We start from the raw sequence: 18,283 nt of genomic DNA on the forward strand, positions 1-18,283 counted from the left end.
AACTCAACGACGAGGAGCCCACCGTGAAGGCAGTCCGGTTACATTCCTACGGCGAACACCCCACCCTCGACGACGTGCCCGAGCCCAAACTGCTCGGCCCGTGGGACGTACTGGTCGACGTCGGCGCGGCCGGGCTCTGCCGCACCGACCTGCACATCATCGAGGGCCAGTGGGACCCCATCCAACACCCCCATCTGCCGTACACCCTCGGGCATGAGAACGCTGGCTGGGTGCGGGAGGTCGGCTCCGCCGTGCACAACGTGGCTCCGGGCGATACCGTGATCATGCATCCGCTCACCAGCTGCGGACTCTGCCCGGCCTGCCGGATCGGCCAGGACTCACACTGCGAGAACGCCACGTTCCCCGGCATCAACGCCAACGGCGGCATGGCCGAGATCATGCTCACCAACGCGCGCGCCGTCGTGAAGCTCGACCCCGCCCTGCAGCCGCGGGACATCGCCGCCCTCGCCGACGCGGGACTGACCGCCTACCACGCGGTGCGCAAGGCCGCCGCCGACCTGTTCCCGGGTACCCACGCGGTGGTCATCGGCGCCGGTGGGCTCGGGCACATCGGCATCCAGAGCCTGTCCGCCATCACGAGCGCCGACATCACCGTCGTCGACCGGTCCGAGGCCGCCCTCGAGCTGGCCCGCGAGCTCGGCGCCACCCACACCGTGCTGGCCACGACGGATGATGAGGTGGCCCGCGCCGTGACGGAGTTCACCTCGGGCGGCGCGCAGGTCGTGTTCGACTTCGTGGGCGAGCGCGGTGCGGAGCTGCTGGCCCCCCGCCTGCTGCGCAACCGCGGCTCGCACTACGTGATCGGCTACGGCGGCGCCGTCAACCTGCCGACGATCGAGATCATCAGCCGCGAGATCAACGTGATCGGCAATCTCGTGGGCACCTACAACGACCTCGTCGAACTGATGACCCTCACGGCGCAGGGCAAGGTCACCCTACACACCGCGCTCTACCCGCTCGAAGCGGCCAATGACGCCATCGCCGACCTCGACAGCGGCCGGTTGGTGGGGCGCGGCATTCTCGTGCCGACCCCGGTCGGCTGACCCCGAACCCAGACCGCAACAGACACGCACCAACGAAGGAGTGAACAGTGACGTCTCTTTCCACCGAGGAAGCCCCCCGTCGGTTTCTCGAATCTGATCGCGCCCACGTGCTGCTGGTTCGAGTGATCCGCATCGCATTTCCGCACGACACCCTGCCGGTTTCGGCGTATGAACGCACGGCGGACAGCCTGCTGAACCTCGCCGTGCAGACGAACCGCATGACCCTCGCCGTGGCGAACGGCCTCGACAGCCTCGGCTCGCTGCCGCAGGGCGATTTTCTCGGCCTCCCCGACGACGAGGCCTTCGCGCACCTGAAGTCCATCGAACGCACCGAATTCTTCACGTTCGTGCGCGGCAATACCGTGCTCACGCTGTACAACCTGCCGGAGGTGTGGGCCGCACTCGGCTACGAGGGGGCATCCGTCGAGAAGGGCGGCTACCTCACCCGCGGGTTCGACGACCTGAACTGGCTGCCCGACCCCCGCGTCGAGGAGTACAGCGGCGAACTCACCCGGGTCGAACAGGGCCCGCTGCCCTACCCCGTCAAGGCATCTCGTCGCACCGAGGCTGACGAGGTGACCCTGTGACCGCGTTCGACCACGATGACGAGGTTGTCGTCATCGTGGGGTCGGGCGCCGGCGGCGGAACCCTCGCCCACGAGTTGACCACCCGCGGAATCCGCGTCGTGCTGATCGAGGCGGGGGCGCACATCCGTCTTGAAGAGCACGTCAACGATGAGTGGGAGGCCTTCGGGCAGATGGCCTGGACCGACCCGCGCACCACGAGCGGGTCGTGGCGCATCGCCCGGGACTTTCCCAACCTGCCGGCCTGGCTCGTGAAAGCGGTCGGCGGCACCACCACTCACTGGGCCGGGGCGACCCCCCGGTTTCTCGAGCACGAGCTGCGTGCCCGGTCGACCTACGGCTCCATCGAGGGCGCGACCCTGCTGGACTGGCCGCTGACCCTGGCCGAGCTGGCACCGTACTACGACCGCGCCGAGATCGCCCTGGGCTCGAGCCACCGGCACGGGCGCCCGGCGATGGCGGCCAACAACAACTACAAGGTGCTCGCGAACGGCGCCGCCCGGGTCGGCTACAACTTCTACGCCACCGGCCCCTACGGCACCAACTCCGAACCCTACGACGGCCGCCCGGGCACCATCCAGGACGGGTTCAACTTTCAGGGCGACCGGTCGGGCGCGAAGTGGAGCACGCTGGTGCGGGAGATTCCGCGCGCGGAAGCCACAGGCAACCTCGATCTGCGGCCCGACTGCCAGGTCGTGCAGATCACCCACGACGCCCGCGGGCGCGCCGACGCGGTCATCTACCTCGACGCCGACGACAACCTGCACCGGCAGCGCGCCCGGGTGGTGGCGGTCGCCGGAAACTCGATCGAGACGCCGCGGCTGCTGCTGCTGAGCGCGAGTTCGCGGTTTCCCGACGGGCTGGCGAACTCGTCCGGGCACGTCGGTCGCCACTACATGCGGCACACGACCGGGTCGGTGTACGCGCAGTTCGAGCATCCGGTGCACCAGTACCGGGGTGAGACGATGGCGGGCATCATCGCCGACGAGGCCCGGCACGACCCCGATCGCGGCTTCGCCGGCGGCTACTACCTCGAGACGCTCGCGCTCGGGCCGGCGTTCCTGGCGGCGTTCGCCGAGCCGGGCTCGTGGGGCCCGGACTTCACCTCGATCCTCGACGGCTACGTCAACACGGCCGGCCTCTGGATCGTCGGCGAAGACATGCCGCAGGAAACCAACCGGGTGACATTGAACGGCACGGTGACGGATGCCCACGGGCTGCCCGTCGCGAACGTGCACTTCGATGACCATCCGAACGACGTGGCCATGCGCGAGCACGGCTACGGTCAGGCCGAACTGCTCTACGATGCGGTCGGATCGACGTCGGCCCACCGCACGCCGCCGTATCCGTCGACGCACAACCTCGGCACCAGCCGCATGAGCGCGAAGCCCGAAGACGGCGTGACCAACGCGTTCGGGCGGGCCCATGACGTGCCGAACCTGTTCGTGAGTGACGGCTCGGTCTTCACGACCGGCGGCGCAGCGAACCCGACGCTCACGATCGTGGCCCTCGCCATGCGGCAGGCGGACCACATCGTGGACCTGTTCTCCCGGCACGAACTGTAGCTGCAACCTCCGTTCCGATAACCAGAAAGGGAGCCCCCATGGCCAACCAACAGACGACCCAACAGACGACTCAGCAGACGACTCAGCAGAGCCCTTACGACCTGATCGGCACCGTGCCGAGTTTCGCCGTAACCTCGACCGACGTGCGTGACGGAGAAGAGCTGCCGACCCCGCAGGTGAGCGGGATCTTCGGGGCCGGCGGTACTGACACCAGCCCCCAGCTGAGCTGGAGCGGTTTCCCGGAAGGGACCAAGAGCTTCGCGGTGACGATGTACGACCCGACCGCTCCCACCGCGAGCGGCTTCTGGCACTGGGCGATCGCCGACATCCCGGCGTCGACGACATCCTTGCCGACCGGTGCCGGCGACGAGAACAGCACGGTGCTGCCCTCCGGAGCGTGGCACCTCACCAACGATGCCGGGCTCAAGCGGTTTCTCGGGGCGGCCCCACCCGCCGGCAGCGGCAAGCACAACTACTTCATCGCCGTGCACGCCCTCGACGTGGCAAGCATCGGGATCAGCCGCGACGCCAGCCCCGCGTTCCTGGCCTTCAACATGTCTTTCCACACGCTCGCCCGCGGCGTGATCGTGCCGTGGTGGGAGGCCGTGCACACCTCCGAGGTCGAGCAGTAGCCATCCGCCCGGTCCGGCATCCGCTCAGTCCGGGTGCCGGGCCGGCAGCGTTCCCGAGCGGAAATAGCGACTGAGGCGGGCACCCGACTCCCGCAGCAGCAGTTCGACCTCGCGTTCGCGGCCGTCGAGGTCGCGGGCGCGGGCGCTGACGGCGACCGACCCGACAACGAGGCCGGCGCCATCACGCACGCCAACGGCGGCGCAACTCATACCGGGCATGAACTCTTCGTGTTCCCAGGCCACGCCGGTCGCGCTGATCGCCGCGAGCTCGTGGTCGAGGGTGGCCCGGTTGGTGACCGTGGTCTGCGTCAGGCGGGCCTGGCCGTGGGCGCCGAGGTACTGGTCGCGCTGCTCGGCCGTCATCCCGCTGAGCATGATCTTGCCGAACGCCGTGGCGTGCGCGGCCTCGTGAAACCCGAAGGTCAGCGGCTGCAGGCGCGGGTTCTCGGGGCTGTCCACAATGTAGATCACGACGACGTCGGATCCGCGGTAAACCGCGAAATAGGCGGCGGCCCGAGCGGATGCGTGCAGCCCGTCGACCTCCGCCCTCACCTGCTGCGGCACCCCGATCTGGCGATGCAGCGATACCCCGAGCCGGTGCAGCTTGTACCCGAGTTCGAAGCGATGCTCGCTGCGGAGGTGCACGAGATAGTCGCTCTGCACGAGGGTCTGCATCAGCCGGTACACCGTCGGCAGCGGCAGGGCGAGCGACGCAGACACCTCACGGGCGCTCGCCCCGCCACGTTCGGCAACGATCTCGAGGATCGCGAGGGACTTGTTGATCGAGGCGACACCGGTGCTGTCGGGCACACCACCCGTCGACCCAGCGATCGCCAGCGGCGCCGGATGCAGTGGCGTCACCGGAGCGTTTCGGTCGCCGCGCCGGGCGTGCTGGCCCGGCGAAGCATCCGGAGCCGGGTCGAGGTAGGGAATGGGATCCGAGGTCGTCATGCGCACATTGTGTGCCGGGTCCGGCCGGGGCACAATCGTTCCCGCCGCCGAATCCGCTGGCAATTTCTCACATCGTGACAGGGCGACTGACCGGCGGCGGGGTACGAAAAATAGGCTGGACATTCGTATTCGATCCATTCGCAGGCACCAGATTCATTCAAAGGAGAGTGACATGGCCACCCCCGGTTTAATCCGCACAATCATCAGTCCCGGTCGCTACGTGCAGGGTCAGGGGGCGATATCCCGGCTCGGCGAGTTTTTGAAGCCGCTCGGCTCGCGGCCCCTGATCGTCAGCGATGACATCGTCTGGGGGCTCGTGGGGCACGAAGTGCAGACTGCGCTGCAGAGTGCAGGGCTGCCGCTGACCCGCGAGAAGTTCGGCGGCATCCCGACCGCCAAGGAGATCGACCGGCTCGTGCAGGTGATCGCGGCGAACGACTCCGACGTCGTAGTCGCGGTCGGCGGCGGCAGCACCATGGACGCCGTGAAGTCCGCCGGGTTCCTGTGCGGCATTCGCTGGGTGACGGTGCCGTCGGTGGCGTCGACGGATGCCCCCACCTCCGCCCTCGCGGTCATCTACACCGAAGAGGGCGCGTTCGAGGAGTACCGGTTCTTTCCGAAGAACCCCGACCTCGTACTCGTCGACACCCAGCTCGTCGCCCGCGCACCCGCCGCCTTTCTCGCCGCCGGTGTCGGCGATGCCCTCGCGACCTGGCTCGAAGCTCGGGCGACCGCGCAGGCGCACGCCGCAACCATGGCTGGCGGCCTGCCGACCCTCGCCGGCACCGCGCTGGCCGAACTGTCGTGGGGCGTGCTCTGGGACAACGCCCTGCCGGCCCTCGACGCCGTCCGGGAACACGTCGTGACGCCGGCGGTCGAGAAGGTCGTCGAGGCGAACACCCTGCTGTCGGGGATCGGTTTCGAGTCGGGCGGCCTCGCGGCGGCACACGCGATCCACAACGGGCTCACAGCGGCGCACCAGACGCACGGCCTCGCGCACGGGCAGAAGGTGAACATCGGCTCGGTCACGCAGCTCGTGCTTGAGGGCGCGCCGACGCAGGAGATTCGGGACTTCGTCGAGTTCACGACCCGGGTCGGGTTGCCGAACACGCTGACCGAGGTCGGCCTGAAGGTGACCGATGAAGACGACCTGATCACGGTCGCGACGGCGGCGACGGCTGCGGGCGAGACGATCCACAACATGCCGTTCGAGATCTCGGTCGGTGAGCTGGTCAGCGCGCTGAAGTCGATCGAACGGTTCTCACGCCGAGTGCGCAGTGATGCGCGACTGCCGGAGCCGGTGGCCTACGCGCACGCCCAACGCGTGTCGAGCGTGGCGCTCTGAGCCCTGGGCCCTGGCGCGTTCCGCTGAGGTACGGACTTCGTGCCCTCGTTGTCGGGGCGAGGGCACGATCTCCGCACCTCAGTCTCCGCACCTCAACTCGGCCGCATCCTGTGCACTCGGTAGGCGTGCGTGAAGGTGCGGCTTAGGCTGGGAGGGTGGCTTTAACCGTTGAACTTCCCGATCTGGACCTGCGCGACTCGGTCTCCCTCGAGCGCCCGTGGATCACCCTCGTCTGGGACGACCCCGTCAACCTCATGTCCTATGTCTCCTATGTCTTCCGCAGCTATTTCGGGGTACCCGCCGCCGAAGCCGAGCGCCTGATGCTGCAGGTGCACAACAACGGCCGCGCGGTCGTCGCGACCGGCAACCGCGAGGCCATGGAGCGCCACGTGCAGGCCATGCACGGCTTCGGCCTCTGGGCGACCCTCGCCAAGGACGACGCATGATGCCGTTCCAGCCCGGCGGTGACGCTCCGGAAAGTGGCGAGCCCGGACCGATCGTCGTCTCCGCCCGCTTCGAGGCGATCGAAATCGACCTGCTGCGCCTGGCCGCCACCCAGCTCGTCGACATGCTCGATGCCGCGACCACCGATCCCCAGTCGGCCCTGACCGATCCGGCCTTCCAGCGCTTGCTGCCCGACGCCTACCGCGACGACCCCGAGGCGGCGGCCGAGTTTCGCCGGTTCACGAGCGACGACCTGCTCGCCGCCAAGGCGCGCAACGCCCGCTCGGTGCTCGACACCCTCAATGAGGCCCCCGGGTTCGACTCCCCCGGATTCGATTCCGCGGGCGAGGAACTCACCGACCTGGACCGGACCGACCTCGACCTGGTGCACGAAACGGAGCCGGAAGCATCCGTCGAATTGGACGCGACCGAAACCGTCGCGATCACCCTGGACGCCGCCGCGGTGCAAGCGTGGCTGCGCACCCTGACCGACCTGCGCCTGACCCTCGCCGAGCGGCTGCTGATCGGGCCCGACGGCGAGATCCGCCTCGAGGGCGAGGAGGCCAGCTTTCTCGGCGGCCTCTACGATTGGCTCGGCATGGTGCAGGAGTCGCTCGTGTACGCCATCGACGTGTAGCCCGCTTTAGCGCTCAGAACGGATGCCCCACATGCCCATCGCACACCTGCTGGCCGTCGTTCCCGTGGCCGACTTCGACGCCGCCCATGCCTGGTACGAGCAGTTGTTCGGCCGGCCCGCCGACAACCTGCCAATGAAGGGACTGCTCGTGGAGTGGCAGGTGACCGACTCGGGCTGGGTGCAGGTCACCCACGATGCCGAGCGCGCCGGCACCGGCCTGCTGAACGTCGCGGTGGATGACCTGCCGCAGCACCTCGCCGAGCTCACCGCCCGCGGACTGACTCCGGGCGGGACCGTGCTCGCCAACAAGGGCGTGCAGCTGTCAACGCTGACCGATCCCGACGGCAATACGATCACCTTCATCGGCGGCTTTCGGGTCGAGTACTAGCCACTTTCCGCAGTGCGCGGTAACTGCGCCGCTGCGCGGGTACTGCGCCACCCGACGTGAGCGCGTCGCACCAGGTGCGCGGGTACTGCGCCGCTGCGCGGGGAGTGCGCCAGGGAAACAGCGAAGTGACGCCGGGGCGGCCCCCGCGTCCCAGTAGTCTGGAACGGAACCGGGACATCCGCGGGGGAATGCCCCCGCGCAACGACCGGTTCAGCCCGCACCGCCCCACGCCCGACAATGCCGTCAGCCCGTCGCCCCACCCCGTCGGAGGACAGCTTGGACCTGAACACCGTTACCCGCATCACCCCCGCCCGGCACCGCGATGACCTGCGGCTGCTCGGCCCGGGAGTCGTGCCTCTGGCCGGGGGTAGCGAGCTGTTCGCCGATCCGCGGGTGGAGCTCACCGGGCTCGTCGACCTGCTCGCTTTTCGCTGGCCGGCGCTCGCCCTGACCGACGACGGCGGGCTGGAGATCGCCGCGACCTGCACCCTCGCCGAGCTCGCCGACCTGCCGAATCTGGCCGGGGACGCGGCCTGGGCGGCGCATCCGTTGTTTTATCAGTGCTGCACGGCCCTGTTCGGCTCCTTCAAGGTCTGGAACGTCGCGACGGTCGGCGGCAACCTCGCCACAGCCCTGCCCGCCGGCCCCATGATCACCCTCGCGGTCGCGCTCGACGCCGAACTGCTGATCTGGCGCGGCGACGGCACCGACCTGCGGGTGCCCGCCGCGACGTTCGTCACCGGCAACATGACCACGATCCTCGAGTCGACGGATGTGCTGCGCTCGATTCACGTGTCGGCCGACGCCCTCGCCTCCCGCACGGCATTCCGCAAGATCGCCCTCTCGCCGATCGGTCGCTCGGGCGCGGTGCTCGCCGGACGCCTCGCACGCGACGGCCGCTTCACGCTCACGGTCACCGGCGGCACCCTGCGGCCGCTGCTGCTGGACTACCCGAGCATCCCCTCCGCGACCACGCTCGCCGCCCATATCGCGGCAATCGAGTGCTGGTTCACGGATGCCCACGGCGCCGCCGACTGGCGGCGCGCGGTGAGCGAGGTTCTCGGCGAAGAGATCCGTGTCGAGCTCAGCGCCACCACGGAGGAACCCGAATGAAACTCCAGATCAACGGCGAATCGGTCGAGGCTCCGGCCTCGGCCGGGCAGTGCCTGCGCACCTTCCTGCGCGACCAGCAGCACTTCGAGGTCAAAAAGGGCTGTGACACCGGCGACTGCGGCGCGTGCTCGGTGCTGCTCGACGGGGTGGCCGTGCACTCCTGCATCTACCCCGCCTTCCGGGCGGACGGGGCAGCGGTCACGACCGCTGCAGGCCTCGGCGGTGCCCGCGAGTCCGCGCCTTCCGACACCGAAGCCGTGCTGCATCCGGTGCAGCAACGTTTTGTCGACGCGGCCGGCTTCCAGTGCGGATTCTGCACTCCCGGCATGGTCGTGACGGCCTCCACCCTGAGTGACGACGACCTCGAAGACCTGCCGCGGCTGCTCAAGGGCAACCTCTGCCGCTGCACCGGCTACCGGGCGATCGACGACGCGATCCGCGGGCAGCACACCCCGGCCGAGGGGCCGAGCCACGAACCGCACCCCGCGGCGGGCTGCGGTGCCGGCCCTCTCGCAGCCGCCGGCTGCGGCATCGCCGAGCCCGGGACATCCGTCGCCGAGCCCGCATCCGTCGCCGGGGAGAGCGGAATCGCGGCGCACGCAGGTGCCTCCGGAACCGCGACGCTCGGGCCATTGGTTCGCACCGGCCGGGTGCCGCGCGCCGAGGGAGGACTGGTGGGCACCTCGCTCGGCGCCCTCGCCGGCCGCCGCGTGGTCACCGGGCAGGAACCCTTCACCCTCGACGTGGCCGTGACCGGGCTGCTGCACCTCAGCGTGTTGGCCAGCCCGCACGCGCACGCCCGCATCCGGCACGTCGACGCGGCCGCCGCCCGCGCGCTGCCCGGCGTGCACGCCGTGCTCACCTGGGAGGACTCCCCCGCAACCCGGTTCAGCACCGCGCGGCACGAAAGCCGCTTCGACGACCCCGACGACACCCTCGTCTTCGACCGGGTGTTGCGCTTTCGCGGGCAGCGCGTCGCGGCGGTCGTCGCCGACACCGTCGGCATCGCCGAGGCCGCCTCCCGCCTGATCGAGGTCGACTACGAACTGCTGCCGGCCGTCTTCGACCCGGAGCTCGCGCGCGCGCCCGGCGCCCCCCTCGTGCACGGGCAGGCGGATGCCGCGGCGAGCCGCATCCACGATCCGTCGCGCAACCTCGTGGCCGCCCTGCACGGCGAGTTCGGCGACGTGGCGGCCGCCCTCGCCGAGGCCCATACGACTGTCAGTGGCACCTGGCAGACTCAGCGCATCGCACACACCCAACTCGAGACCCACGGAACGATCGGTTGGCTGGAGGACGACCGGCTGGTGCTGCGCACGAGCACCCAGGTGCCGTTTCTCGTGCAGCGGGAGATCTGCCGCATCTTCGACCTGCCGGTCGAGGGCGTGCGGGTGTTCACCGCGCGGGTCGGCGGCGGTTTCGGCGGCAAGCAGGAGCTTCTGACCGAAGACCTCGTGACCCTCGCCGTGCTCACGACCAAGCGCCCGGTGCAGTACGAATTCACCCGCACCGACGAGCTGACCCGAGCGACCGTGCGGCATCCGATTCGGGTGCGGGTCACCCTCGGAGCGACGGGCGCGGGGCGGTTGACCGCGCTGCAGCTCGACGTGTTGAGCGACACCGGCGCGTACGGCAACCACGGACCGGGCGTCATGTTCCACGGCACCTCAGAGTCGGTCGCGCTCTACAACGTGCCCAACAAACGCATCGATGCGGAGTGCGTGTACACGAACAACCCGCCATCGGGAGCGTTTCGCGGGTACGGGCTCGGCCAGATGATCTACGCCATCGAGTCCGCGCTCGACGAGCTCGCCGTGCGGCTCGGCCTGAACCCGTTCGAACTGCGGCGCATGAACTCGGTCAAGCCCGGGGACGCGCTGGTCGTCACCACCGCGGAGGGCGACGACATCGGCTTCTCGGGAAGCTACGGCCTCGACCAGTGCCTCGACCTCGCCGAGGCGGCGCTCGCCCGCGGCAACGGGCACGCCGCGCCGACCGGCCCGGAGTGGCGGATCGGCAGCGGAATGGCCTCCTCGATGATCGCGACGACTCCCCCGCGCGGACACCACTCGCAGGCCAGCGTGACCCTCGAAGCTGACGGCCGCTACACCGTGCGGGTCGGCACCACCGAGTTCGGCAACGGTACCACCACAGTGCACGCGCAGATCGTGGCGACCGCGTTGCTGACCACCGCCGACCGGGTGCTGATTCGGCACTCCGACACCGACGACGCCGGCTACGACACCGGGGCGTTCGGCTCAGCCGGAGTGGTTGTCGCCGGCAAGGCCGTGCTCGGCGCGGCGACCCGGCTCGCCGGCCTGCTGCGCCAGGCGGCGGCCGCTCAGACCGGGCTGCGCGCCGAAGACTTCACCCTCGAAGCCCACGGCCTGCGCTGCGGCCCGGTCGTCGTTCCGCTGACGGCACTCGCGGCCGCCGCGGCCCAGGCCACGACACCCGCGGCACCCACCACACCCGTGGCGCCAGACCGCGGGGCAGACGCCCGGTGGGCAGTGCCGACCGGGGCATCCGTCACCGGCGTGCTGCGCGGCGTCGCCGACGAGCACGGCGCCCAGCGCTCGCTCGCCTTCAACGTGCACGCCTTCCGCGTCGCCGTGAACACCCTCACCGGCGAGGTGCGCATTCTTCAGTCCGTCCAGGCAGCGGATGCCGGCACGCTCATGAACCCGGAACAGGTACGCGGCCAAGTCGAGGGCGGCGTAGCCCAGGCCATCGGCACGGCACTGTTCGAAGAGGTCACGCTCGACGGCGCCGGCACGGTGCTGACCCGGGTGCTGCGCAACTACCACGTGCCCCAGCTCGCGGACCTGCCGGTCACCGAGGTCTACTTCGCCGAGACCCGCGACGAGCTCGGCCCGTTCGGCGCGAAGTCGATGAGCGAGTCGACCTACAACCCGGTCGCGCCCGCGCTGGCCAATGCGGTGCGTGATGCGCTGGGCATCCGCTTATGTGAGCTGCCGATGTCCCGCGACCGCATCTGGCGGGCGCTGCAGCCCTGAAGCCAGGGCGTCTCGGGGAAGAGCCGCGATCCATGGGGCCGTGAAATCGATTCAAGGCGCCATTTTCGGCAACTCGCGATGGGTGGAGACTGGTCAAGGGGCGTTCTGTGGCAACTCGCGCGCGAGACGCCAAGAATGGCCCCATGACCGCGCGGCGTGCACGTGGCTCGGGAATGGTCGAAACCCACCACCGCGTCGCACGCGATCCGTGCCCTAGTTCGTGGACTGCTCCATGCCCATGCGGCGCAGCACCAGGGTCTCCACGAGCTGGGCGAGACCGTAGAGCACGAGCGACACGACCGTGATCGCGACGACGGATGCCCAGACCTCGAAGTTCTTCACCTGCGCGACCGCCGTCACGATGCCGTTGCCGAGTCCGGTGCCGGTCGAGAGCCACTCCGCGAGCAGGGCCCCGGTGATCGCCCCCGGAATCGAGATCTTCACCGCCGCGAAGAAGGACGGCAGCGAACTCGGCAGTGCCACCTTGCGCAGCGCCGTGAACGCGTTTCCGCCGTAGACGGCGATCACATCGCTGATCTGCGGCGACGCCGACCGCAGCCCGAACGCGATGTTCACCAGCGCGGGAAACAGCACCACGATGCTGCCCATCACGACCACGGTTGTGAGTCCCCGCCCGGTGATGAGGCTGATCACGGGGGCGAGGGCCACGAGCGGCACCGACCGCAACAGCAGGGCGATCGGCATCAGTGCGCTCTCCACCCCACGGGACAGCGTGAACAGGGTCGCAAGCAGTGTCGCGGCGACGAGGCCGGCGGTGAATCCGAGGAACGCATCGCCCAGGGTGACCACCAGGTTCTCAGCGATGAGCGCACGGTTTTCGGCCGCGGCCGGCACCGTAAACAGCCACGTCCACACGTCGAGCGGCCCCTTGGCGAGGAACGGCGACACCCCGAGCACGAGCAGCAGCCCCTGCCCGGCGAGCACCACGACCACGAGCGTGATCAGGCCGGTGAGAACCGCTCTGCCTACACTCGCTCCCACTCCGCGGGCAGCGGATGCTCCGCTCCCCACCCCGCTCGCCTCGCCCGCCACGGCGCCCCGCGCCGCGCGCCGAGCCGTGACCGCGGTCATCGCCTCACCGCCCGTCCGCTGGACCACGGCGTCGCAAACCGGGAGACGACGGCGAACAGGGCATAGCCGATTCCGGCGACCACACCGGCCACGACGGCCAGGGCCCAGACGCGGTCGACGTTGGCAGAGGACCCGGCAACCAGCATCGCGATGCCGAGCCCCCGCTCGACGCCGCCAAGGTACTCGCCGAGGATCGCTCCGAGAAACGCCGCCGGCGCGGCGACCTGCAGTGCGGTCAGAACGCTCGGCAGTGCCGAGATCAGCCGCACCTTGCGCAGTTGGGTGAAGCGGCTGCCGCCGTAGGCCGTCACGAGGTCGAGGCTGGCGGCATCCGCTGCCTTGAGTCCGACGAGCGAACCGACGACCGTCGTGAAGAAAACCGAGAGGGCGGCGAGGAACACGGCCGTACCCGCGGGTTGGCCACCGGGTGGGGCGCCGATGACGATGTACGCGATCGGGCCGATCGCCACGATCGGCACGCAGTAGGTGATGACGGCGATCTGCAGGGCGACCTTCTCGACCCGCGGAACGACGAGTACAAGGCCGGCGAGCAGCAGAGCCAGGCCGGTGCCCCAGAGAAAGCCGGTGACGGCCTCTGTCGCCGTGACCGCGATGTGCGGCCAGTAGAACAACCAGCCGTCGGTGACGAACTGCACCGCGACATCGCCGGGCGTCGGGATCGCGCCGCCCGGCATCGAGCCGACATCGCGAAAGACGGTCGCGGCGCCGAACCACCAGAGGGCGATCACGATCACGGCGCCGAACAGACCGGTCGCCCAACCGGGCAGGCGCAACGGGAGCCGTGCGGCCACGGGTGTCGTGCCGCTCATGCCCGTTTTCCGGCGTGTTGAACGGGCCGTGCCGAATCGTCAGGCGCATCGGCAGCCGAGTCAGCGGCCGAATCCGCGGCCGCCCCGCCGAACAAAAGCTCCGACGCCTGGTCGTGGAGGGCGTGAAACTCGGGGGTGCGCATCATCTCCGGATGCCGCGGACGCGGCAGGTCGATCTCGATCACCTGCTTCACCCGCCCGGGCCGCGCGCTCATCACGGCGACCTGGTCGGAGAGAAAGATCGCCTCGGCGATGCCGTGCGTGACCATGAGGGTCGTCGCGGGCTTCTCGGTCCAGATGCGCAGCAACTCCGTGTTGAGCCGTTGCCGAGTCATGTCGTCGAGTGCTCCGAAGGGTTCGTCGAGCAGCAGCACCGAGGGCTTCAGCACGAGCGAGCGAGCAATCGAGACCCGCTGGCGCATGCCGCCGGACAGCTGCGCCGGTTTCGCCGTCTCAAACCCGTCGAGGCCGACGAGGTGGATGAGCTCGGTGATGTAGGCCTCGTCGACCGGGATGCGGGCGACCTCGAACGGCAGCCTGATGTTGCCGCGCACGCTGCGCCACGGCAGCAGCGCCGAATCCTGGAACGCGATGCCGAGCTGATGGTCGTTTTTCAGCTCGGCCGGCGTCTTGCCGTCGACGAAGGTCGTGCCGCTGGTCGCCGTCTCGAGCCCCGCGAGAATGCGCAGGATCGTCGACTTTCCGCACCCCGACGGACCGAGCAGCGACAGGAAGGTGCCCTTGTCGGTGTGCAGGGTCGCGTTCTCGAGCGCCACGACCTCCGTGCGCCCGACCGCGAAGACCTTGTGCAGGCCGGAGATGTGCAGGCCGGTGCTCGGCACGGTACCCAACGGGATGCTCACTCAGGCGCCCTAGTTCGTGTAGTCGAGCAGCTCGGGGTTCTCGTCGTAGACCTCGGCGAGCAGGCTCAGGTCGAAGAGCTGGTCGGCCGTGACCGTGATGCCGGCGGCCGCGAGGGTGGAGATGCTCTCGTCCTGCAGGTCGGAGCTGATCGTGAACAACCCGTTCTCGGCGGTCTCCTCGCTCACCACGAGGTCGGCGGCCTGGATCTCGGCCTGCAGGGTCTCTTTCTCGATCGTCAGGCCGAACTCGCTGCCAAAGCCCTCGACGACGAGAGTCGCGGCCATGTCGGTGTCTTTCAGCGCGTCGGTCCAGCCGCGAATCTCGGCCACCAGCAGGGCTTTGAGCTTCTCCCGGTCGTTTTCCAGGGCGTCGTCGGTGACGGTGAAGGTCTCCGCCACGAACGGCAGGCCGTTGTCGGCGAGCGGTAGGTTGACCGGTTTCAGGCCCTTCAGGTCGGCGTCGATGGACTCGTTCGTCAGGTAGGCGAACCAGCCGTCGACCTCGCCGTTGAAGAGCGGGGTCGGGTCGTATTCCACGGGCAGCGTCGTCACGTCGGCCTCGTCGATGTCGTTGACCTTGAGGAAGGCCTCCCACAGGTTCAGGTTGCTGGCCTGCACGCCGATCGTCTTGCCCTTCAGATCGTCGATCGTGGCGATGTTGCCGTTGTCCTCGAGGGACAGGATCGAGAACGGGTTCTTCTGGTAGGTGGCACCAATGATCTTCAAGGGAGCACCCTCGTTGGCGACCACCGTGCCGGTCGACACTGCGTTGCCGATTCCCATGTCGACTGTTCCGGCGAGCACGCTGGCTTCGATGGCCGACGGCCCGGCGACGAGGTCGACCGAGTCAAACCCGGCGTCGGTGAAGTAGCCCTCGTTCTCGGCGACGATCTCCCCCATGAATTCGGCGTTCTTGATCCAGGACAGCTGGATGCTCGCGGCGCCGAAACCGTCGGCCGCGGCATCCGCTGCCCCGGCATCGGAATCGTCCGCGCTGCCGGCGCACGCGCTCAGGGCGACCGAGACGAGCAGCGCGGCGGCGATTGCCTGCACGGTGCGGCGGGCCCGGCGAAGGCTGGCAAAGTGGGAGCGAAGGGGCTGGGTCATGGGGCCTCTCGGTGTGGGCGGGGGCCGACTGCTGCGCCGGCGGGCGAGAAACCGGGCGCGGGACGCGTTCGGCTGACCCGAACCTAAGCCGAACGTGTGTCGCTTCCGCATCGGCTATGCGTCAGGCAGGTTACCGATCCGGGCCGGGTGCAACGATCAGGTTTCGTGTGTCACACACGTTTCACAAGTGCCCGATACCGACCCAAAGATTTCAGTACAGTCGAATTCACGGCCCGATTCGGGGCCGGTCAAACCGGCGTTTGCGCCCGACACACCCCACCAAGGAGCACGATGTCCTCTGCCTGCGACCTCGTGATTCGCGGCCAGCGCGTGCTGACCGGCGGCGGTTTCGTGCCGGCCGCCGTCGCCGTGCGCGGCGGCCGGATCGCCGCCATCGAGCCCATCGACGCCACCCTGGCCGCCCGCGACGACGTCGTGTTGCCGCCCGACCAGGTGCTCATCCCCGGCCTCGTCGACACCCACGTGCACGTCAACGAACCCGGCCGCACCGACTGGGAGGGCTTCGCGAGTGCGACCCTCGCGGCGGCCGCCGGTGGCGTCACGACCATCATCGACATGCCGCTGAACAGCCTGCCGCCCACCTGCACGGTGAGCGCGCTGGAACAGAAGCGGCGCGCGGCCGGTCCGAAGGCATCCGTCGACGTGGGCTTCTGGGGCGGAGCGATCCCGGCCAACCGCGGCAACCTGCGCGAGCTGCACGACGCCGGCGTGTTCGGCTTCAAAGCGTTCCTGTCGCCGTCGGGGGTGCCCGAGTTTCCGCACCTGTCGCTGTCCCAGCTCGAAGCGGCGGCCGACGAGATCGCCGCCTTCGACGGGCTCCTGCTGGTGCACGCCGAGGATCCGGCCGTGTTGGAGAGCGCGGCGAACGGCGGCGGCGATGCCTACCGCGATTTTGTCGCCAGCCGCCCCGACCGCAGCGAGACGGATGCCGTGGGCCACGTCATCGAAACCGTGCGCCGCACCGGGGTGCGCGCCCACATCCTGCACCTGTCGTCGGCGGCGGCGCTGCCCCAGCTCGCCGCAGCACGCGCCGAGGGCCTGCCGATCACGGTCGAAACCTGCCCGCACTACCTCTTCTTCAGCGCCGAGCAGATCGGTGACGGCGAGACCGCGTTCAAGTGCTGCCCGCCGATTCGCAGCGCCGCCAACCGGGACCTGCTGTGGCAGGGCCTCGAGAGCGGCGTGATCGACCTGATCGCCAGCGACCACTCACCGTCGACCCGGGCGCTGAAACTCGGCCACGGCGGCGACTTCGGCCTGGCCTGGGGCGGAATCTCGGGCCTGCAGCTGAGCCTCGCCGCCGTCTGGACTGCCGCCGCCGAGCGCGGCATCCCCCTGGAGCGGGTGCTCGGCTGGATGAGCGTCGCCCCTGCGGGGCTCGCCGGGCTGCCGACCAAGGGCCGCATCACTGTCGGAGCGGATGCCGACCTGGTCGCCTTCGCCCCCGCCGAGAGCTTCACGGTGGATGTGAGCCGGCTGCGGCACAAGAACCCGATCAGCGCCTTCGACGGCGCCACCCTGACCGGTCGGGTGCAGCGCACCTGGCTGGCGGGGGCATCCGTCTACGCGGTCGACGACGGAATCGCCGGAGTGCCGCTCGGGGTGCTGCGCCGCCCCTGCCCCTGAGCCCACACGGATTTGTCCCCTGTCCGCACCAGCAGTCACCGCAACTGAAGGAGTCCCCATGGCGATCGTTCTCGGCCCGAACCGGTACGGCAAGGCGGAAAACCGCATCGTGCGCATCTACCGCGACACGCCCCGGCACGAGATTCACGACATCAGCGTCTCGACGGCGCTGCGCGGGGATTTCGCCGCCGCCCACCTCGCCGGGGACCAGTCCCTGGTGCTGCCGACCGACACCCAGAAACAGACCGCCTATTCGTTCGCCAAAGAAAAGGGGCTGCTCTCGATCGAGACTTACGGCCTCGACCTTGCCGGGCACTTCGTCGATCACGTCGAACCCGTGCAGACCGCCCGCATCGAGATCGAGGAGTTCGCCTGGGAACGCGTGGTGATCGACGGCAGCGAGCACGACCACACCTGGGTGCGGCGCGGGCAGGAGGTACGCACCGCCGCGATCACCGTCGACGGCAGCGGGCAAGACCAGCGCACCTGGGTGGTCGGCGGACTGAAAGATCTGGTCATCCTGAAATCAACCGGGTCGGAGTTCACCGGGTTCATGCACGACGAGTACACGCTGCTGGAGCCGACCGGGGACCGGGTGATGGCCACCTCTCTGGATGCGGGCTGGCGCTTCAGCAGCACTGACGTGGACTGGGAGGCCGCGTACCTGCAGATCAAGCAGATCCTGCTGCGCCAGTTCGCCCTCGTGCACTCGCTCGCCCTGCAGCAGACGCTCTACGAGATGGGCAAGGCCGTACTCGAGGCCTGCCCGTTCATCGCCGAGATCCGCCTGTCGGCACCGAACAAGCACCATTTTCTCTACGACCTGTCGCCGTTCGGGGTCGAGAACACCAACGAGGTGTTCCACGCCGCGGACCGGCCCTACGGGCTGATCCAGGCGACGGTGCTGCACGATGACGCCGAGGATGCCGGGCCCGCGTGGGACTCCTACACCGGGCTCGTGTAGTCCCCGCGACCGGAGGCTGCCCGTGAGCATGGCAAGCTGG

Annotated in this window: 17 protein-coding genes; 12 read left to right on the plus strand and 5 right to left on the minus strand. The window is 69.3% G+C overall.

Annotated elements, in window-relative coordinates:
- Window positions 1-23 precede the first annotated feature (23 nt).
- The 4 genes from D6T64_RS11155 to D6T64_RS11170 are packed head-to-tail and all read left to right on the plus strand — an operon-like array spanning window position 24 to window position 3,845.
- Window positions 24-1,064, plus strand: coding sequence for an NAD(P)-dependent alcohol dehydrogenase (locus D6T64_RS11155; RefSeq protein WP_119974820.1), 1,041 nt, complete (start codon window positions 24-26; stop codon window positions 1,062-1,064).
- 47 nt (window positions 1,065-1,111) lie between these two features.
- Complete coding sequence (locus D6T64_RS11160; RefSeq protein WP_199719143.1) at window positions 1,112-1,651, plus strand: hypothetical protein; 540 nt, start codon at window positions 1,112-1,114, stop codon at window positions 1,649-1,651.
- On the plus strand, window positions 1,648-3,213 hold the full coding sequence (locus D6T64_RS11165; RefSeq protein WP_119974749.1) for a GMC family oxidoreductase: 1,566 nt from the start codon (window positions 1,648-1,650) through the stop codon (window positions 3,211-3,213). The genes D6T64_RS11160 and D6T64_RS11165 overlap by 4 nt, the downstream gene beginning before the upstream one ends.
- 38 nt (window positions 3,214-3,251) lie before the next feature.
- Window positions 3,252-3,845, plus strand: coding sequence for a YbhB/YbcL family Raf kinase inhibitor-like protein (locus tag D6T64_RS11170; protein ID WP_119974750.1), 594 nt, complete (start codon window positions 3,252-3,254; stop codon window positions 3,843-3,845).
- Window positions 3,846-3,869: 24 nt separating this feature from the next.
- On the opposite strand, the gene D6T64_RS11175 is transcribed toward D6T64_RS11170, so the two are convergent.
- Window positions 3,870-4,796 (minus strand): IclR family transcriptional regulator, encoded by a 927-nt coding sequence (locus tag D6T64_RS11175; protein ID WP_119974751.1) that lies wholly within the window; start codon window positions 4,794-4,796, stop codon window positions 3,870-3,872.
- 172 nt (window positions 4,797-4,968) lie between these two features.
- On the opposite strand from D6T64_RS11175, the gene D6T64_RS11180 reads away from it, so the two are divergent.
- The 6 genes from D6T64_RS11180 (at window position 4,969) to D6T64_RS11205 (ending at window position 11,740) form a co-directional block, all read left to right on the plus strand.
- Window positions 4,969-6,141 carry a glycerol dehydrogenase gene (locus tag D6T64_RS11180; RefSeq protein WP_119974752.1) on the plus strand — a complete coding sequence of 391 codons (1,173 nt, stop codon included), beginning with the start codon at window positions 4,969-4,971 and terminating at the stop codon, window positions 6,139-6,141.
- A 155-nt stretch (window positions 6,142-6,296) separates the two neighbouring features.
- Window positions 6,297-6,587: an ATP-dependent Clp protease adapter ClpS gene (gene clpS, locus D6T64_RS11185; protein ID WP_119974753.1), complete on the plus strand. Its 291-nt coding sequence runs from the start codon at window positions 6,297-6,299 to the stop codon at window positions 6,585-6,587.
- The gene (locus D6T64_RS11190) at window positions 6,584-7,222 is read left to right on the plus strand and encodes a DUF2017 family protein (protein WP_119974754.1); all 639 of its coding nucleotides are present in this window, start codon (window positions 6,584-6,586) and stop codon (window positions 7,220-7,222) included. Before clpS ends, D6T64_RS11190 begins: the two co-directional genes overlap by 4 nt.
- A 31-nt stretch (window positions 7,223-7,253) precedes the next feature.
- A complete protein-coding gene (locus D6T64_RS11195) occupies window positions 7,254-7,610 on the plus strand; it encodes a VOC family protein (RefSeq protein ID WP_119974755.1) in 357 nt (118 codons plus the stop codon).
- A 276-nt stretch (window positions 7,611-7,886) separates the two neighbouring features.
- Complete coding sequence (locus D6T64_RS11200) at window positions 7,887-8,723, plus strand: FAD binding domain-containing protein (RefSeq protein ID WP_119974756.1); 837 nt, start codon at window positions 7,887-7,889, stop codon at window positions 8,721-8,723.
- Complete coding sequence (locus D6T64_RS11205; protein ID WP_119974757.1) at window positions 8,720-11,740, plus strand: molybdopterin-dependent oxidoreductase; 3,021 nt, start codon at window positions 8,720-8,722, stop codon at window positions 11,738-11,740. Before D6T64_RS11200 ends, D6T64_RS11205 begins: the two co-directional genes overlap by 4 nt.
- A gap of 213 nt (window positions 11,741-11,953) precedes the next feature.
- Here D6T64_RS11205 and D6T64_RS11210 read toward each other — a convergent pair whose 3' ends face one another.
- The 4 genes from D6T64_RS11210 to D6T64_RS11225 are packed head-to-tail and all read right to left on the minus strand — an operon-like array spanning window position 11,954 to window position 15,632.
- The gene (locus D6T64_RS11210) at window positions 11,954-12,832 is read right to left on the minus strand and encodes an ABC transporter permease (RefSeq protein WP_119974821.1); all 879 of its coding nucleotides are present in this window, start codon (window positions 12,830-12,832) and stop codon (window positions 11,954-11,956) included.
- Window positions 12,829-13,662: an ABC transporter permease gene (locus D6T64_RS11215; RefSeq protein ID WP_119974758.1), complete on the minus strand. Its 834-nt coding sequence runs from the start codon at window positions 13,660-13,662 to the stop codon at window positions 12,829-12,831. Before D6T64_RS11215 ends, D6T64_RS11210 begins: the two co-directional genes overlap by 4 nt.
- Complete coding sequence (locus tag D6T64_RS11220) at window positions 13,659-14,525, minus strand: ABC transporter ATP-binding protein (RefSeq protein ID WP_119974759.1); 867 nt, start codon at window positions 14,523-14,525, stop codon at window positions 13,659-13,661. Before D6T64_RS11220 ends, D6T64_RS11215 begins: the two co-directional genes overlap by 4 nt.
- A 9-nt stretch (window positions 14,526-14,534) precedes the next feature.
- Window positions 14,535-15,632: an ABC transporter substrate-binding protein gene (locus tag D6T64_RS11225; RefSeq protein WP_119974760.1), complete on the minus strand. Its 1,098-nt coding sequence runs from the start codon at window positions 15,630-15,632 to the stop codon at window positions 14,535-14,537.
- A 291-nt stretch (window positions 15,633-15,923) separates the two neighbouring features.
- On the opposite strand from D6T64_RS11225, the gene allB reads away from it, so the two are divergent.
- On the plus strand, window positions 15,924-17,279 hold the full coding sequence (gene allB / locus D6T64_RS11230) for an allantoinase AllB (RefSeq protein ID WP_119974761.1): 1,356 nt from the start codon (window positions 15,924-15,926) through the stop codon (window positions 17,277-17,279).
- Between the two features lie 58 nt (window positions 17,280-17,337).
- Window positions 17,338-18,243: a factor-independent urate hydroxylase gene (gene pucL, locus D6T64_RS11235; RefSeq protein ID WP_119974762.1), complete on the plus strand. Its 906-nt coding sequence runs from the start codon at window positions 17,338-17,340 to the stop codon at window positions 18,241-18,243.
- The last annotated feature ends 40 nt before the right edge of the window (window positions 18,244-18,283 follow it).

This window comes from Cryobacterium melibiosiphilum (genome assembly GCF_003602235.1).
Lineage (GTDB): Bacteria > Actinomycetota > Actinomycetes > Actinomycetales > Microbacteriaceae > Cryobacterium > Cryobacterium melibiosiphilum.

Bases quoted from the DNA above. Each gene is read 5' to 3' on its own strand.
- D6T64_RS11180 (WP_119974752.1), top strand. From the start codon at position 4,969: ATGGCCACCCCCGGTTTAATCCGCACAATCATCAGTCCCGGTCGCTAC.
- D6T64_RS11205 (WP_119974757.1), top strand. From the start codon at position 8,720: ATGAAACTCCAGATCAACGGCGAATCGGTCGAGGCTCCGGCCTCGGCC.
- D6T64_RS11215 (WP_119974758.1), bottom strand. From the start codon at position 13,662: ATGAGCGGCACGACACCCGTGGCCGCACGGCTCCCGTTGCGCCTGCCC.
- pucL (WP_119974762.1), top strand. From the start codon at position 17,338: ATGGCGATCGTTCTCGGCCCGAACCGGTACGGCAAGGCGGAAAACCGC.
- D6T64_RS11225 (WP_119974760.1), bottom strand. From the start codon at position 15,632: ATGACCCAGCCCCTTCGCTCCCACTTTGCCAGCCTTCGCCGGGCCCGC.
- D6T64_RS11190 (WP_119974754.1), top strand. From the start codon at position 6,584: ATGATGCCGTTCCAGCCCGGCGGTGACGCTCCGGAAAGTGGCGAGCCC.
- D6T64_RS11175 (WP_119974751.1), bottom strand. From the start codon at position 4,796: ATGACGACCTCGGATCCCATTCCCTACCTCGACCCGGCTCCGGATGCT.
- D6T64_RS11170 (WP_119974750.1), top strand. From the start codon at position 3,252: ATGGCCAACCAACAGACGACCCAACAGACGACTCAGCAGACGACTCAG.
- D6T64_RS11195 (WP_119974755.1), top strand. From the start codon at position 7,254: ATGCCCATCGCACACCTGCTGGCCGTCGTTCCCGTGGCCGACTTCGAC.
- D6T64_RS11210 (WP_119974821.1), bottom strand. From the start codon at position 12,832: ATGACCGCGGTCACGGCTCGGCGCGCGGCGCGGGGCGCCGTGGCGGGC.
- allB (WP_119974761.1), top strand. From the start codon at position 15,924: ATGTCCTCTGCCTGCGACCTCGTGATTCGCGGCCAGCGCGTGCTGACC.